We start from the raw sequence: 14,025 nt of genomic DNA, 5'->3' as shown, positions 1-14,025 counted from the left end.
GCGGCGCTGAGCTACCGCGCGATCGCCTTGTGACAACCCCAGCGATACGCCCGGGGACTTGACTCACTCATATTCCACAGAAACGGCGGGAAGTCGGCCGGCACTGCCCGCCACTTGATGCCGACCGCGTCCAGGGCCGTGGTCCCCCGCGGCGCCCGCGACGGCCCCGGCCAGGAGGCCACGTACGAGCCGGGCCGGACCGGAACGCCGAGGGCTACGGCGTCGACATCCCCGCTTTGCACGTTGCCTATCCGGACATCGCCTGGACCACCTTTGAAGCTCCGCCATCTTGAAGTGGCTGGTCAGCGGGGTGGCGTGACCTGGTTTCGGGGTGCTCGTGCTGGTCGTGGGCGGCAGTCTGTGTTGTAGATCGTCCGGCGGGGTGGTTTTGCCGATGAGTTCACCGTCCTCAAACGGTCTACCCAGCGACACGACCGTTCTCGACAGGAGTGCCATGTCCACCATTCAGCCAGTGATCGTGACTGCCGACCAGGACGTTCTGCTCGGCTTCTATACGAAATTGTTCGGCGCTGAGGAGATCTTCCGGGTACCGGCGGAAGGCCCGGCCTTCTACCTCGGCTTGCGCATCGGCGACACCGACCTCGGGCTGGTGGCCAAGGAGAACCCGGGGACTGGGGCGGCGTCGCGGATCCTGCTCAGCATCGGTGTCGACGACGTCGACGAGACGCTCGGCCGGGTGGCGGCGCTGGGCGGCTCGGTCCGCAGCGGCCCCAACGACATGCCGTGGGGACAGCGCGTCGCCCACATCCAGGACCCCGACGGCAACCCGGTGAACCTCACTCAGCCGATCCCGGCCCGGTGACGCTGTTCCGGGGGCATGTGCTGATCGTGGGCTACCTGCGGTAAAGATCAATTGTCGGTAGTGGCCTCGATGTTCGTCAGGACGAGCAGCGCGCGAAACAGGTGGGTGGCGCGGGCGGGGTCCGTACGGAGTTTGGTGAGGATCCGCCAGTTCTTCAGGTGGGCAAAGCCGCGTTCGACGGGGACGCGTCCGGCGGCCAGGACCCGGTTGGCCTCCTTCTCGGCGGGGGTGAGCTTACGGGCGCGGGTGGCCTTGAAGCCGGTGACGACCACGGGATCGTCCCCGTCGTCGTCCAGGCCGAGGAAGCCCAGGTCGGCCAGGGCGCCGAGGCCGGCAGCACGCAGGTGGGCCAGGATGTGGTCGCGGCGGGCGGCGGTGATGTCGTGGGTGCGGCCGGGCGGCCGATATCCAGATCATCCGGCCTCGCTCGTCGGTCAGGGCGAGGACGTGCAGGCCGTGGCGGTGCTGTTTGCCGGAGTAGTTCGGGCGGTTCGCCTTGCCGGTGCGGCGCTGGGTGGGGATGAGGGTGCCGTCGATCAGGACGACCTCCCCGCCCCGCTTGGCGATCTTCTTCAGGGCGCGGTCCAGCCGCGGGGCCTTCGCGGCCAGCAGGGCGATCAGCTCGTCCCGCCAGCGGCGCACGGTGGTGGCGGAGATGTCGTTGCCGCCGGCCATGTCGGCCAGGCGCTGGTCGTGCCGCAGCACGGCCAGGACGATCACCGCGATCCTCCCGGGCGGCAGCGCACGTCACCTGGAGCGTATGGCCTTCAGGTGGCGTCGCAGCAGGTCGGTGAGGTAGTTCAGGATGTGCGTGGACAGCGGCAAGCGGCACTGGTAGACCGAGGGACTCGGTGTCCCCGGCGAGCTCTTTGGCTTTCGTCACACAATTCCAACAGCCGCCGGGGGCACCTTGGTTACGCCCCGATCGCCGTGCGGACCGGTCACGGGCGGGCAGTGAACTTCCCGTCGGGCCGTTTGTGCAGCCAGCCGCGGTCGGCCAGCTTCGTGAGCTTCCCGCGCAACGGCTCCAGCTTGCCCCGTACGCCCACCTCCAAGCCCAGCACCTCGCCGATCTGTCGGGTGGCGACCGGACCGGCGGCCTGCCGCACGGCGGTCAGGATGCGCTGGTACTCCGCCGGCAGCGCGGACTCGGCCACCCCCGGACCACGGTCCGGGACCAGCCGCACCGCCCGACCCGCCACCTGAACCACCCGGCGACCCGGCCTCTGCGCGCTCGTCGGCGAGCTGCTCGCTCATCCGCTGCCACACCCGCTCGGCCACGGCGAGCTCGTCCCGCTCAGCCCGCACCTCCGATAGCTGCTTGACCAGCTGCTCTTCGAGTCCGTCCAACTCCGCACGCCGCGCGGCGATCCGCTCCAGCACCTCGGGGGTTGGTCGACCATAATCCGAGGTGTCCGGTCTGGCAGGAGCGGCTCGATCCTGGCCCATGGAGTTCAGTCAACACGTCCACAACAAGAATCGCCCGCCTCAGCCGCAACGTTTCAGAACCCTGCCATGGGAGTGGCCGGCCTTGCGGCGGAGAAACCTCGGCCTTGCGGCGGAGGAACCCCACGAGGAAGGTCTGACGCCGACGGGTCACACAATGCCCCGAGTAGCCCAATGCGCAGATATGGGCTATTTCGACTACTCTCGGAGGGGGTGCAGAGGCGCGCGAGCACGAAACTCTGGACAGCGAGGTCAGGTCGTGACCAAGATGCCGAAGCCATCTCAGCCCTTACACGGCGAGGGCCGAGCCGGCATAAGGGCGATGCGCAAGGCAAGCACGACACCGGCCGCAGGGGCCGTTCGGAACGTCCCAGCGGCAGCCGCGACGCCTCGGCCTCCAACGGCGTGGACCCAACAGGACCCGCCCATCGAGCGCACATCGGGCTGGGCTCCGGTCGGGCTTCGCCGTCGGCCGGTATTCACGTGCGGGCCGACGAGTACTCTCCCCGTCGGTCCGTCAGGCCTTGGCAATGGCTGGGGCTGGTCACAGCGTCCCAGTTGGGGCGAGCGTTCACTGTGAGCGAGCGGAGATCTTGTGAGTCGATTCCCGGGGCAGGTGACACAGGGTCGGCGGGACCTCTCGCTGCGGGGACTCGGGTTTGAACGGAGCGCGGACGACGATGCGTCGGAGATGCTCCGCACGATGAGCGCGCACAAAGCGCATCGACTGCCGGTCGTCAACGGTCACGTGTTGGTCGGAATGGTCGCCCACGTTGATGTCGCTCGGGCTGATGTCGCCCGGGCGTTGCCCGTTCCGGCCGTAGGCGACCTGCTCGAAGCCCTGTCCGTCGGCCGACCGCCCGGCAGCATCACCGCACGCAGAGAAGGTGTTCCCCCATGGAGCGAGGAAGCAACCAGGTCAGCCCGCACCAGGACGATGCGAGGAAGCACGAGCTGCAGGTCTATCTGAGGTCCGGCCGCTCAGGTCATGCCGAGGAGGCCTACGATCCGGAGCCGGCGGCCGACGACGACCTGCAGGTGGACGTGGGTGGCCCCGTGCCTCCGCCAGGCGAGGAAAGGGACCGGGTGCGTGCCGAGAGAGCGGCTGAAACTCTCAGGTCCGATTTGGCGCGCCACCTGAATCGCACGGCCTTCCCGGCCGACCGTTCGTCACTCGTGCAGACGTTGTCCAAGGAGCACTCTCCGGACAGTCTGCTCGATGCCGTACGTGGACTGCCGGCGGACGAGCGCTACACAAACGCGGGGCAGATCGTCCGGGCGCTGGGCCACCGGCCCCGCGCCTGATGACGAGGAATCGTTCAGGCGCAGGAGGCGTTCTGCGCGGTGCCGGGTGCCGGGCGTGAAGGTCTCACCGGTAACCATGAACAGCCGCCGGCCCTCCCTGATGGTCCGGCGCAGCCCCTCCTGCACCTGGAGTGTGTCGCCGTCGGTTTCGCCGGCGTGTGGCCGCTGACACCCGCGGCGCCGCGGTCCACCTCGAGCACGACGACACTTCGGCGCCGCGGGTCAGCTCCCACGCGATGCTGCGTCATCCGCCGGTGCCGAGCGTGAGCGTGGGTCGTTCCAGATCGAACCAGACGGCCAGGTCCAGTGTCCGTTCCAGGCTGTTGCGGTCCGCGGTGCCGACCCGGCCGGGCTCGGCGGCAGTGATCTGCTGCAGCCGAGCGCGGTCCAGCAGGTCGAGGGCCGGGCTGCTGCCTGCCGACAGCAGGTCACGGACCTGGGTCTGCAGCTCCACGGCGTAGGCCGGGTCCTGGGTCGAGGGGTACGGGCTCTTGACCCGCTCCAGGACCGAACGGGGCAGCAGGTCCGCGGTGGCCGCCCGTAGCAGGCTCTTCTCCCGACCGTCGAACGTCTTCATCGCCCAAGGGGTGTTGAAGACGTACTCGACCAGGCGGTGGTCGCAGAACGGAACACGCACCTCCAGACCGGTGGCCATGCTCAGCCGGTCCTTGCGGTCCAGCAGCATCCGTACAAAGCGGGTGAGGTGGATATAGCAGACCTCCCGCATCCGACGCTCCAGCGGGTCGCGTTCGCCGTCCAGGCGCGGCACCTGCGCCATGGCCTCTTCGTAGCGCTGGGCCAGGTAGCCACTCAGGTTCAAACGCTCGCGCAGCCCGGGCTCGAGCACCGAACTGCCGCCCCGGCCGTGCTGGCGCTCCAGAGCCGCCAGCCAGGGGAAGGTGCCGGCATCTCGTGCGGCAGGGTCGTGGAACCATGCGTAGCCGCCGAAGACCTCGTCCGCGGACTCGCCGGACAGTGCCACCGTGGAGTGCTCGCGGATCGCCCGGAACAGCAAGAGCAGCGACTGGTCCAGGTCGCCCAGCCCCAGGGGCAGGTCCCGCGACCGCACGGCTGCCGCGCGCACGCTCGGATCCGCCAGCGCCGTGGGGGCGAGCACGATGTCCTGGTGATCGGTTCCCGCGTGCCTGGCGACGTCGTGCACATAGGGAGTGTCCGGGGTCGCCCGCATATCGTCGGGGACGAAGTTCTCGCTCTGGCCGACGAAGTCGACCGAGAAGCTGCGCACGGTCTCCTTGCCTCGCAGCTGTTCGGCTGCCAGTGCGGTGACCGCGCTGGAGTCGAGCCCGCCCGACAGCAGGATGCACCTCGGCACGTCGGAGACCAGCTGGCGGCGGACGATGTCGTCGAGTAGCTCGCGTACCCGCGCGACGGTGTCGTCGCGGCTGTCGGTGTGCGCGACAGAGCGCAGCTGCCAGTAGGGGCGGCTGCGCAGGCCCGAGCGGTCGACGGTCACCAGCGTGCCCGGCTCCACCTCCCGCATCCCTGCCCAGATGGCGTGTCCTGGGGTCTTGGCCATGGAGAACAGCTCGCGCAAACCCTCCAGATCCACCTCGCGAGGCACCGTCGGGTTCGCCAGGATGGCCTTCGGTTCGGAGCCGAACAGCGTGCCGTCGTCGGTGGGGAAGTAGTACAGCGGCTTGATACCCATTCGGTCGCGCATCAGGTGCAGCCGTTCGGTGCGGCCGTCCCAGATCGCGAACGCGAACATGCCGTTCAGCCGCTCGGGGAGGTCGGCGTCCCATTCCAGGTAGCCGCGCAGTACGACCTCGGTGTCGCTGTCGGTGCGGAAATGGTGGCCCTTGCGGCGCAGTTCGTCGCGCAGTTCCCTGTAGTTGTAGGCCTCTCCCGAGTAGACCAGTACGACATCGCCGTCCGGGGTGTGTTCGGTCATCGGCTGGACGCCGCCGGGCAGGTCGATGATGGCGAGTCGGCGATGGCCCAGCGCCGCGTGCTTCTCGAGCCACAGGCCGTGTGCATCCGGTCCACGGCAGGCCATCGTGGCGTTCATCGCTTCGGCGGTGGAGCGTTCCTGCCGCAGGTCGCGCTGATAGGACACCCAGCCGGAGATTCCGCACATGGGGTGGCCCTCCTTGTCGTGGAGAATTCATCCAAAGGATGCGCACCTTGCCGACTATAGGGATTACTTGGACATACAGGGTGACTGGTGGCAGCCTCTCCGTGGCCGTGTCGACCTGCTCATGGGCCATGCAGGACAGTGAGCTCTGGTGTGCGCGAGACGACAGGACTCCGCGCCGTGCCCGCGTCGGAGGAGAGCGCTGTGTCGAGGGCGCAGGTGTGTCGCCCCCGAGGCGGAGTGCGCGGCCCGGTCCGCAGCCCCGGCGTGTGTGGAGGGGGTGAAGGCCGGGCTGCCGGCCGCGGCGACCACGTGAAGACGTGTGGCCAGGTGAAGGGTCACTCGACCGAAGTGCAACTCTCGGGTTGCTCCTGGAGATTCGATGTGCAACCCTGGAGTTGCATTCAATGGCGACGAAGAAGGAGTCCCCTCATGAGCCAGGACCGGATCGAACGCGAAACCCTGATCGAGGCACCCGTGGAGCGGGTCTGGTCGCTGGTGGTCGACCCCGGGTTCTGGGTGGCCGACAAGGCGAGCCTGTCCGGCACCGTGGCCAAGGAAGGCGAGTCGGTCGTGGCGAAGAACGCCGAGTACGGCGACTTCCCGGTGCGCGTGGAGAAGGTCGAGCCGCCGACGCACGTGGCGTACCGCTGGGCCAGCGCGTTCCCCGGAGAAGAGCCGCGCGCGGACAACAGCACCCTCGTGGAGTTCACGTTGACCGCGGAAGGCGACAAGACGCGGCTCCGCGTCGTCGAGAGCGGGTTCGCGGCGCTGGCCGGGTCCGAGGAGCTGCGCAGTCGGGTGGTGGAGGACAACACCGGCGGCTGGCCCCAGGTGTTCGAAGCGCTCAAGACGCGCGCCGAACAGTCGGCGTGACGGACGAACGTCGCGACGTCGGCGAGGAGGTCGACAGCGTTCTTGTCGCGCTGGCCGACCCGACGCGACGTCAGCTGCTTGATCTGCTCGCAGCACAGGGTGAGGTCACCGCGACAAGGCTCGCCGAACGACTTCCCGTCTCGCGGCAGGCGGTGGTCAAGCACCTCGTCGTCCTGGACGCCGCCGGGCTGGTTTCCGGCCGCCGGGTCGGACGCGAGGTGCGGTACGCGGTGCGGTCGGCGGCGCTGGACGCGACGGCGCGGTGGATGGCCGCGCTCGCGGCCGACTGGGATCGGCGGTTGGCGGACATCAAGCGCGTCGCTGAGGCGGCGGAGCGGGATTCGCGCTGATCCGCTGACCGCAGATGTTCACGGTGTCGGACGACGCGCCGCCCGGCCTGCTGGTCGGGCGGCGTGCCGTCCATGGGGGAGTGGGCCCGCGTCCGCTGAGGGCGCCGGGCCTCGACGATCTACGGAAGGAACGTGTGATGCTCCAGGGCGACTACTGCTGCAGCGGCGATGTACTGCGTCGCAAGTGTCGAGCGATGTGAGGGGCGGGCCCGGAAGCGTTCGGTGGCTCGCTGATCAGCGATGTGTCGAGTCGCCGATCATGACGGGTGGCGGGTGGCGGGTGGCGGGTGGCGGGTGGCGGGTGGCGGGTGGCGGGTGACGGGTGTGACGGGACCGGATCGGCAGCCCTCGGCCCGCAGAACAACGGTGGTCGGGTATCCCTGGTGGCGGTGAACGCCGTTTTCGCTCTCAGGGGCTGGTTGCAGCCTGAGGCAGCCCTGAGATGAACTCGGCTGTGGTGAGGATGGCGTGGGCGTAGGTGGGCGCGTTGAGTTCGAACGTCGCTTGCATCTCCTCGGGGCGGAACGCGGCGATGGCGTCCTTGATCAGCGTGACGTGATAGCCGAGCTCCTGGGCGAATCGCGCGGTGGTGTCGATGCAGGTGTTCGCCCGCACGCCGATCAGCACGACCCTTGAGACGTGATGCTGCTTCAGCAGGAAGTCCAGGTCGGTGTTGGCGAAGCCGCTGGCGGACCAGTGTTCGTGCACGCGGAGTTCTCCCTCGCGCGGCTGGAAGTCAGGGTGGAACTCTCCGCCCCATGTACCCGCGGCGAAGACCTGTCCTTTGCACGTTGCGTGCTGCGAGGGGGACAGATAGTCCCACGTGACGTAGTCCCCCGGGGACGCCCGTCGGTGCGGTACGAACAAGATGCGCATTCGGGAGGCGCGGGCAGCTGCCAGGACCTGACGCATGTGGCCGAGGAGGCCGACTTGCTCGGCGACTGCCTTGGTGCGCGGCCACAGCTTCCCGCCCTCGGACAAGAAGTCGTTGTACGGGTCAACCACAAGCAGTGCGGTGCTCTCGCCGGCGTAGCCGTGATCGTTCATGCCAAGGTTCCCATCAAGGGTGGTTCCGGATGATGACGGAACAATCGTCCATGAGGCACGGACGTGTCGCCCGGCCGGAGGATGGGTGGCGGTCAGCCCTTGAGGAAGTCCAGCAACTCCGCGTTGAAGGCCTTCTCGTGCTCGCCGACGAGGCCGTGCGGGGCGCCCGAGTGGACTATGAGGGTTGCGTCCTTGATCAGTTCGGCGGACTTGGGCGCCGAGGCGACGAAGGGCACGATCTGGTCGTCGTCACCGTGCACGATCAGCGTCGGAACGTCGAAGCGCTTGAGGTCCTCGGTGAAGTCCTGTTCCGAGAATTGCGTGATGCAGTCGTACGCGGCCTTGAGGCCGACCTGCATGCTCCACATCCAAAACGCCCGGCGTATCCCGTCCGAGCCGGTGACCTCTGGCCTGTTGAAGCCGTAGAAGGGATCCGCGAGCTCCCAGTAGAACTGGGAGCGGTCGCCCGTGACGCCCTCGCGGATGGCGTCGAACGCCTCGATCGGCAGGCCATCCGGGTTGGTCCCGGTCCTGAGCATCAGTGGAGGAACAGCACCCAGCAGCAGAGCCTTGGTGACGCGGCCGGTGCCGTGACGGCCGATGTAGCGGGCCACCTCGCCGCCGCCGGTGGAGTGGCCGACCAGGACGACGTCGCGCAGGTCGAGGGTCTCGATCAGCTGCGCAAGATTGTCGGCGTAGGTGTCCATGTGGTTGCCGTTCCACGGCTGGCCCGAGCGGCCGTGTCCGCGCCGATCGTGGGCGACGGCCCGGTAGCCGTTTTCGGCGACCAGGCGGAGCTGGCCGTCCCATGCGTCCGCATTGAGAGGCCAGCCGTGGCTGAACACGACCGGCTGGCCACTGCCCCAGTCCTTGTAGAAGATTTCTGTCCCGTCAGCAGTGGTGAACGTACTCATCGTGGTTCCTTCCGGCCGACTTCCCTGCGACGCGCGTTCTCCGTCGGCCTGCGGTCGGTGCCGGCATGGAGGCCGAGATGGTCCTGCGGATCCTGCTCACCGCATACGGTCTGGTGGGGTCGCCGCGGCGGCAGGGCTGTGCCTGGCCGGCCGGAGCGAGACGATCGCTTACGCCGCCTCGGTGTCCCGGGCGCCGGGACCGCCGATCCAGTGATGACGGCGGCCGCTGGATCTCGTCACCGGCCGCGGCAAGTAACCCGGTCCCGCCTGTGTGGCGGCGCCTTCGCCGGTCTCTTGGTATCGATCACACCGGTTTCGGGTCGGCTGTGGTCACCGGCCCGGCGAGCACCGATCCGGCGCAGACGGTGAAGAGTCCGCCGCCGGGGTCACTGATGACGGATTCGGTCCCGCCGCCGGGCGAGGGGGCCACGGGGGTTGCCATTCCTCCTGCCGCGCGTGCGGCGGCGATGACCGATTCCACGTCGTCGACCTGGAAGTGCACCTGCCAGCGTGGCCGCACACGGGGGTCGGGAGATTCTCCGACGCCGCCTCCGCGCAGGGTGGCCACGGTGTTCGTGCCCCGGCGGACGGTGACGGTGTCGTGCTCGTAGGCGTAGGTGACGTCGCAGCCGCCGGGTTCGCCAGACGCCCAGTCGAAGATCTCGGCGTAGAAGATGGCGGCGTCGAACGCGTCGCGGGTGCGCAGCTCGAGAAAGGCCGGTGCGTTGCCGCAGCCGACCGACCAGGGAATGGTCCGGCCTTCCCAGAAGCCGAAGGCGGCCCCGTCGCGGTCGGCCGCCACCACGCCCCGGCCCAGGCCGAAACGCATCGGACCCACGGCGATGGTGCCGCCGCGCTCACGGACCCGGGCCGCGGTGACGTCCGCGTCCGCGACGGCGAAGTACGGGGTCCAGGACCCGGCCACCGGCCGGCCGGGCGCCACCCCACCCAGCCCGGCCACCGTCCGCCCGTGAACAGAGGCGACCGAGAAATCCGTTCCCAGGCTGCCCGGGCGAAACTCCCATCCCAGAACTGCCGAGTAGAAGTCCCGCGTGGCACGCAGGTCGCGGGTCATGAGGTTGACCCAGCACGGTGTTCCGCACACCGGCGTGACATGCTGTGTAGGCGTCATCAGGATTCTTCTCCTCGCCCCCGCACGATGGACTGTCAGCGGCCGAGCGCCTCGCGCAGCTCCTGTTTGTTCATCGTCGAGCGGCCCTCGACGTTCTTCTTCTTCGCCTCTTCGTAGAGCTGGTCCTTCGTGGGCCCCTGCGCTCCGCGATGGGACCGCTCACCGCCACGCTGGGAGGCGGATTTCGGATCGCGCAGGGAGGTCCTGCTCGCCGTTTTCGTCTCTCCCGAGCGGGCCCGCTCCTTGTTGACAGTGCGCGCGGCGATTTCCTTTGCACGCTTCTCGGAGACACCACGCTTCTCGGCACTCTCCTTGATGTGCTCGTACTGCCGCTCCCGTTTACGACTGGATCCTGCCGGCATCGCACCGCACCTTTCTTCGCATCCGAACCCGGGCGCGGCAGCCCGGGTGGCGATTCGCGCACCGGCCCATACCGGGTCACCACGTGCACTCCACGCATACGCCCACAATGCCGGGTACGCCACCCGGGACAGCATGAGACGGGGACCGCCCGGCGAGCGGTACGGATGGTGGGTGCTGATGACGGGCTCCCACCGCTGCGCGACACCCCGGACACGGCGCAGACTGGAGGTATGAACCCGTACGAGGGGCTGGCAACGGTGGAGCGCGGGGACGGGACCCGGGTCCGTGTGTGGGCCGAGGTCACCGTCGCCCAGGAGGGCAGCGCGGCAGACGCCGCTCGGCCCTGGACAGCCCGGCTGACCGCGCCCGGCGGCGACACGCTGCTGCTGCGGGGCGCCGTCACCTTGATCCTCGACTCCGGGACCTGCTGGCCCGCCGAGGTCACCTACACCCAGCTGTCGTCCGGACTGCACTCCCCGAGCTGGACCGAGATCAAGGGCACCGGGCCCCCAATCACCCGGCCAGGTGTGATCTCCGCCGACCACGCCGCTCGGGGCGACGCACCACAGCCCGGCGTCACAGGTCCCGGCCGGCGGAGAGGAACAGTTCTCCGGCCCGAACCCGACACCGACCACGACGGATCCCCCTGAAGACCTGGGCTCATGCCGATGACGTCGGCAAGGGGAGACCGCGCGGGCAGTGGGTTCACGCGGGCCGGACCGGCTTCGGCATTCCTCAGTAGCCTCGGTGTCGGCCCGATTGGTCCCCACTCGGTGCCCCCGCCTCGGGCGTCGACCACCGTCCGGACCCAAGTCGGCCCAATCCCGCTCGGCGGTGACTGATCCGGGGAGCGGTTGCAGCACCCATGAGAACCTGCCCGCGGTTGCCGCGCAGCCGCCGCTGCTTCCCTCGCTCGCGGGCAGCCTGCCCCTGGGCAGACCTTCTTCCCCTTGAGGGACGAGGTGGTGCACTACACGGGCCAGCTCGTTGCCGTGGTGGTTGCCGACGCTCAGCCTGCGGGTTCCCTGAGCACGTCGCGCCGTCGTGGGCCCCGACGTATTCCAACGGTCTCGCCCACCTGCCGTGTGCTGATTCGGCTGTCCGGTGCGTTGCACACCAGGATCTCGCAGGCGGGAGGCAGGATGTCGTGCGTGGACGCAGAGCGGGACGACAGCCGGCAGCCGGGTCGTCAGGAGATCCCCGAAGAACGGGCCGACCGAAATCTGATCGAACTCCTGCAGGAGCTGCGCGTCATCCAGACCGGAGTGCAGATCGTCTTCGCGTTTCTCCTCGGTCTGGCCTTCACCAGCAGGTTTCCCACGCTCGACGCCATCGAGCGCTACACCTACGTGGTGACGCTGCTGCTTGTCGTGGTGTCGTCCGCGATTCTCGCGACCCCGGTCGCGCTGCATCGGGCGCTGTTCCACCGAGGCGAAAAGGTGCGCATCGTGGCCCTGACGGCCCGGCTCACCGAAGTCGGCCTCGTCTTTCTCGCACTCGCGCTCAGCGGCGCCACCCTGCTTCTCATGGACGTCGTGCTCGGACTCGCGGCGGCTGTGGTGATCACTGCGGTCACGGTCTCCATGTTCGCCGGTCTGTGGTTCGTCCTGCCTCGGGCGCTGCGCCGTCCCTGAGACGGCCGGCTTGCCGTGTGTCGTCCGCTGTCGGGGCAAGGAGAGGTGAGGACAACGCACCTCCGGATCATCCAGGGGCGCGATCACTTGCCGACGCATCAGTACCGGGGCGACCCGTGCGGCGCCTCCCGTGTCCCCTTGCCTCAGCAGCCACCGACGGCCGTCCGGCAGAGCGGTGCGTCAGCCACCGAGGTACGGGACGTAGCCGTCCGGCTCCAGCAACGGCTCGGCCACCGTCCGGCGGTGACAGAGGTTCCCCATCACGGGGCATGGCGGGTGACTGCCCGGCCTGCGAGCGATGTTGCGGCAGGGGCAGGTCATCATGGGTACTGCCGTATTGATCACCACCTTGGGAGCGCCGATGACGAGTCGGGTCCACCAGCCGCTGGAGAACGCGGAGTTCGATTTCGTTCTTGCGAAGGCCGACGCTCCGGTGCTCGCGTACTTCTGCGGGACCTGGGCGAAGGTGGTGGAGGTGTGCAGGGAGATGGACTCCCTCGTGCGCGAGATGGCCGAGGCGTACGGTGAGCGACTGACCGTCGTCAGGACTGATATGGTCCGGTGCCCGGAACCGACCCGACGTTACGGTGTCACCGGCGCGCCCTCGTTCCTCCTGATCAAGCAGGGGGAAGTGACAGCGACCCGGACCGGTCCCGTGAACCGGGCGCAGTTCAGGGAATTCCTGGACGCCAACCTCTGAGTGCTCCGGAGCTCCTGACACGGAGTTGCGCCGCACCGCGGCGCGGACGCGGATGCGCGGGGGCGCAGTCGGTTCAGGGCGTCCGACCACGGAAGCTGTAGGGGTGAGTACCTCTGCCGACGACGGCTCACCAGAACGTGCAGGTGCACAGATCATCCGGCAGTTCACGGACACATCGCCACCGCACGGGCGCACTGATCACGAGGCCCCACGGGTCGCAGTACGCGAGGTGGATCTCGTGTGCGGTGCCGAGAGCCGTGGTTCGCGTGCTTCCTCACTGGCCTGTGAAGAAGCACGCTCGATGGTTGAAGGATTGAGTGACTCTGTGCGCGGTGGCGACCCTTGGGTGGTCCGCTTAGCGTTACCGATGCAAGCAGACCCCCCGGCGCGAGGGAAACGGTGCACACGCCATGGCTGACAAACCCGCCGTAGTTCTGGTCCACGGCTTCTGGGGAGGCGCCGCCCACTGGGGCAAGGTCATCACCGAGCTGCACAGACGCGGCTTCGGCTCCTTGCACGCCGTGGAGAATCCGCTGACCTCACTGGCCGACGACGCCGCACGCACGCGCAAGATGGTCCAGCAGATCGACGGGCCTGTGCTCCTGGTCGGACACTCCTACGGCGGGGCGGTCATCACCGAAGCCGGAGACCTGCCCAACGTGAAGGGCCTCGTCTACATTGCCGCGTTCGCCCCGGACGCCGGGGAGAGCCCCGGCGCGATCACCCAGGAGATGCCGCCGGCCGCCGTGGAGAACCTCGCGCCGGACTCCGACGGTTACCTGTGGATCAAGCAGGACAAGTTCCACGAGAGCTTCGCGCAGGACCTTCCGGCCGACGAGGCACTGGTCATGGCCGTGACGCAGAAGGCTCCGCTGACATCGACGTTCGGCGACAATGTCACCTCAGCGGCCTGGCGTGCGAAGCCGAGCTGGTACCAGGTCTCCACCGCGGACCGCATGATCCACCCCGACAACGAACGCCGCATGGCCCAGCGCATGAATCCGCGCAAGACCATTGAACTGGTATCCAGCCATGCCTCGTTGGCTTCCCAGCCCGGCCCGGTCACGGACTTCATCGAAGAGGCCGCCGCAGGCTGATCACGCATACGGAAGGCGGGGGAGACGGGCAGACACGGGCGACCGCTCGCGCGTGGTTCTGCCGCTGCTCGACCAGCGAGGGGTGGCGGCTCCGAGCCGGTGAGCAGGCGCACCGTGCGGAACCACCGCACAGCGCGCTGCACGGGGATCAGCCCTTGCGGGAGTTGACCTCTTCGGTGAGCTGGGGGACGACCTGGAAGAGGTCGCCGACGATGCCGTAGTCGGCGAGGTCGAAGATCGGGG

16 protein-coding genes and 1 pseudogene are annotated in these 14,025 nt (G+C 68.5%); 10 read left to right on the top strand and 7 right to left on the bottom strand.

Annotation, left to right across the window (positions count from 1 at the left end; genetic code table 11):
- Positions 1-454 precede the first annotated feature (454 nt).
- Entirely contained in the window at positions 455-823 is a 369-nt protein-coding gene (locus AB0I23_RS40045) for a VOC family protein (protein WP_359117993.1), read from the top strand.
- A 47-nt stretch (positions 824-870) separates the two neighbouring features.
- Here AB0I23_RS40045 and AB0I23_RS40040 read toward each other — a convergent pair.
- A pseudogene (locus tag AB0I23_RS40040) lies at positions 871-1,498 on the bottom strand (transposase family protein).
- A gap of 266 nt (positions 1,499-1,764) precedes the next feature.
- Entirely contained in the window at positions 1,765-2,025 is a 261-nt protein-coding gene (locus AB0I23_RS40035) for a hypothetical protein (RefSeq protein WP_359117991.1), read from the bottom strand.
- Positions 2,026-2,864: 839 nt separating this feature from the next.
- Here AB0I23_RS40035 and AB0I23_RS41910 point away from each other — a divergent pair.
- Positions 2,865-3,239, top strand: coding sequence for a CBS domain-containing protein (locus AB0I23_RS41910; RefSeq protein WP_436847068.1), 375 nt, complete (start codon positions 2,865-2,867; stop codon positions 3,237-3,239).
- Positions 3,167-3,574, top strand: coding sequence for a DUF2795 domain-containing protein (locus AB0I23_RS40025; protein WP_359117989.1), 408 nt, complete (start codon positions 3,167-3,169; stop codon positions 3,572-3,574). The genes AB0I23_RS41910 and AB0I23_RS40025 overlap by 73 nt, the downstream gene beginning before the upstream one ends.
- Positions 3,575-3,818: 244 nt before the next feature.
- On the opposite strand, the gene asnB is transcribed toward AB0I23_RS40025, so the two are convergent.
- Complete coding sequence (gene asnB / locus AB0I23_RS40020; protein ID WP_359117987.1) at positions 3,819-5,672, bottom strand: asparagine synthase (glutamine-hydrolyzing); 1,854 nt, start codon at positions 5,670-5,672, stop codon at positions 3,819-3,821.
- 429 nt (positions 5,673-6,101) lie between these two features.
- Between asnB and AB0I23_RS40015 the strand changes: the two genes are divergently transcribed.
- The 3 genes from AB0I23_RS40015 to AB0I23_RS40005 are packed head-to-tail and all read left to right on the top strand — an operon-like array spanning position 6,102 to position 7,095.
- On the top strand, positions 6,102-6,545 hold the full coding sequence (locus AB0I23_RS40015; RefSeq protein WP_359117984.1) for an SRPBCC domain-containing protein: 444 nt from the start codon (positions 6,102-6,104) through the stop codon (positions 6,543-6,545).
- A complete protein-coding gene (locus AB0I23_RS40010; RefSeq protein ID WP_359117981.1) occupies positions 6,542-6,895 on the top strand; it encodes an ArsR/SmtB family transcription factor in 354 nt (117 codons plus the stop codon). The genes AB0I23_RS40015 and AB0I23_RS40010 overlap by 4 nt, the downstream gene beginning before the upstream one ends.
- 14 nt (positions 6,896-6,909) lie before the next feature.
- Positions 6,910-7,095, top strand: a complete 186-nt coding sequence (locus AB0I23_RS40005) for a hypothetical protein (RefSeq protein WP_359117978.1) — start codon at positions 6,910-6,912, stop codon at positions 7,093-7,095.
- Between the two features lie 208 nt (positions 7,096-7,303).
- On the opposite strand, the gene AB0I23_RS40000 is transcribed toward AB0I23_RS40005, so the two are convergent.
- The 4 genes from AB0I23_RS40000 to AB0I23_RS39985 all read right to left on the bottom strand — a co-directional run bounded on the left by AB0I23_RS40000 (position 7,304) and on the right by AB0I23_RS39985 (position 10,350).
- Positions 7,304-7,942, bottom strand: a complete 639-nt coding sequence (locus AB0I23_RS40000; RefSeq protein ID WP_359117975.1) for an isochorismatase family cysteine hydrolase — start codon at positions 7,940-7,942, stop codon at positions 7,304-7,306.
- 92 nt (positions 7,943-8,034) lie between these two features.
- On the bottom strand, positions 8,035-8,856 hold the full coding sequence (locus tag AB0I23_RS39995; RefSeq protein ID WP_359117973.1) for an alpha/beta fold hydrolase: 822 nt from the start codon (positions 8,854-8,856) through the stop codon (positions 8,035-8,037).
- Positions 8,857-9,160: 304 nt separating this feature from the next.
- A complete protein-coding gene (locus AB0I23_RS39990; RefSeq protein ID WP_359117970.1) occupies positions 9,161-9,988 on the bottom strand; it encodes a VOC family protein in 828 nt (275 codons plus the stop codon).
- 35 nt (positions 9,989-10,023) lie between these two features.
- Positions 10,024-10,350: a plasmid stabilization protein gene (locus AB0I23_RS39985; RefSeq protein ID WP_359117967.1), complete on the bottom strand. Its 327-nt coding sequence runs from the start codon at positions 10,348-10,350 to the stop codon at positions 10,024-10,026.
- Between the two features lie 231 nt (positions 10,351-10,581).
- On the opposite strand from AB0I23_RS39985, the gene AB0I23_RS39980 reads away from it, so the two are divergent.
- The 4 genes from AB0I23_RS39980 (at position 10,582) to AB0I23_RS39965 (ending at position 13,782) form a co-directional block, all read left to right on the top strand.
- Positions 10,582-11,001, top strand: coding sequence for a hypothetical protein (locus tag AB0I23_RS39980; RefSeq protein WP_359117964.1), 420 nt, complete (start codon positions 10,582-10,584; stop codon positions 10,999-11,001).
- A gap of 501 nt (positions 11,002-11,502) precedes the next feature.
- A complete protein-coding gene (locus tag AB0I23_RS39975) occupies positions 11,503-11,985 on the top strand; it encodes a DUF6328 family protein (protein WP_359117961.1) in 483 nt (160 codons plus the stop codon).
- 361 nt (positions 11,986-12,346) lie between these two features.
- On the top strand, positions 12,347-12,685 hold the full coding sequence (locus AB0I23_RS39970) for a thioredoxin family protein (RefSeq protein WP_359117959.1): 339 nt from the start codon (positions 12,347-12,349) through the stop codon (positions 12,683-12,685).
- 410 nt (positions 12,686-13,095) lie between these two features.
- A complete protein-coding gene (locus AB0I23_RS39965; RefSeq protein ID WP_359117956.1) occupies positions 13,096-13,782 on the top strand; it encodes an alpha/beta hydrolase in 687 nt (228 codons plus the stop codon).
- The last annotated feature ends 243 nt before the right edge of the window (positions 13,783-14,025 follow it).

The sequence above is a fragment of the Streptomyces atratus genome (assembly GCF_040655115.1).
GTDB lineage: Bacteria > Actinomycetota > Actinomycetes > Streptomycetales > Streptomycetaceae > Streptomyces > Streptomyces atratus_D.
Note: the sequence above shows the minus strand (reverse complement) of the source record. Positions and strands in the feature narration are given on the sequence as shown.

Excerpts from the sequence above, each read along its gene's own strand:
- AB0I23_RS40015 (WP_359117984.1), top strand. The coding sequence starts at position 6,102 with ATGAGCCAGGACCGGATCGAACGCGAAACCCTGATCGAGGCACCCGTG.
- AB0I23_RS40005 (WP_359117978.1), top strand. The coding sequence starts at position 6,910 with ATGTTCACGGTGTCGGACGACGCGCCGCCCGGCCTGCTGGTCGGGCGG.
- AB0I23_RS39995 (WP_359117973.1), bottom strand. The coding sequence starts at position 8,856 with ATGAGTACGTTCACCACTGCTGACGGGACAGAAATCTTCTACAAGGAC.
- AB0I23_RS40000 (WP_359117975.1), bottom strand. The coding sequence starts at position 7,942 with ATGAACGATCACGGCTACGCCGGCGAGAGCACCGCACTGCTTGTGGTT.
- AB0I23_RS39965 (WP_359117956.1), top strand. The coding sequence starts at position 13,096 with ATGGCTGACAAACCCGCCGTAGTTCTGGTCCACGGCTTCTGGGGAGGC.
- AB0I23_RS39970 (WP_359117959.1), top strand. The coding sequence starts at position 12,347 with ATGACGAGTCGGGTCCACCAGCCGCTGGAGAACGCGGAGTTCGATTTC.
- AB0I23_RS39985 (WP_359117967.1), bottom strand. The coding sequence starts at position 10,350 with ATGCCGGCAGGATCCAGTCGTAAACGGGAGCGGCAGTACGAGCACATC.
- asnB (WP_359117987.1), bottom strand. The coding sequence starts at position 5,672 with ATGTGCGGAATCTCCGGCTGGGTGTCCTATCAGCGCGACCTGCGGCAG.
- AB0I23_RS39990 (WP_359117970.1), bottom strand. The coding sequence starts at position 9,988 with ATGACGCCTACACAGCATGTCACGCCGGTGTGCGGAACACCGTGCTGG.
- AB0I23_RS40025 (WP_359117989.1), top strand. The coding sequence starts at position 3,167 with ATGGAGCGAGGAAGCAACCAGGTCAGCCCGCACCAGGACGATGCGAGG.
- AB0I23_RS40045 (WP_359117993.1), top strand. The coding sequence starts at position 455 with ATGTCCACCATTCAGCCAGTGATCGTGACTGCCGACCAGGACGTTCTG.
- AB0I23_RS39980 (WP_359117964.1), top strand. The coding sequence starts at position 10,582 with ATGAACCCGTACGAGGGGCTGGCAACGGTGGAGCGCGGGGACGGGACC.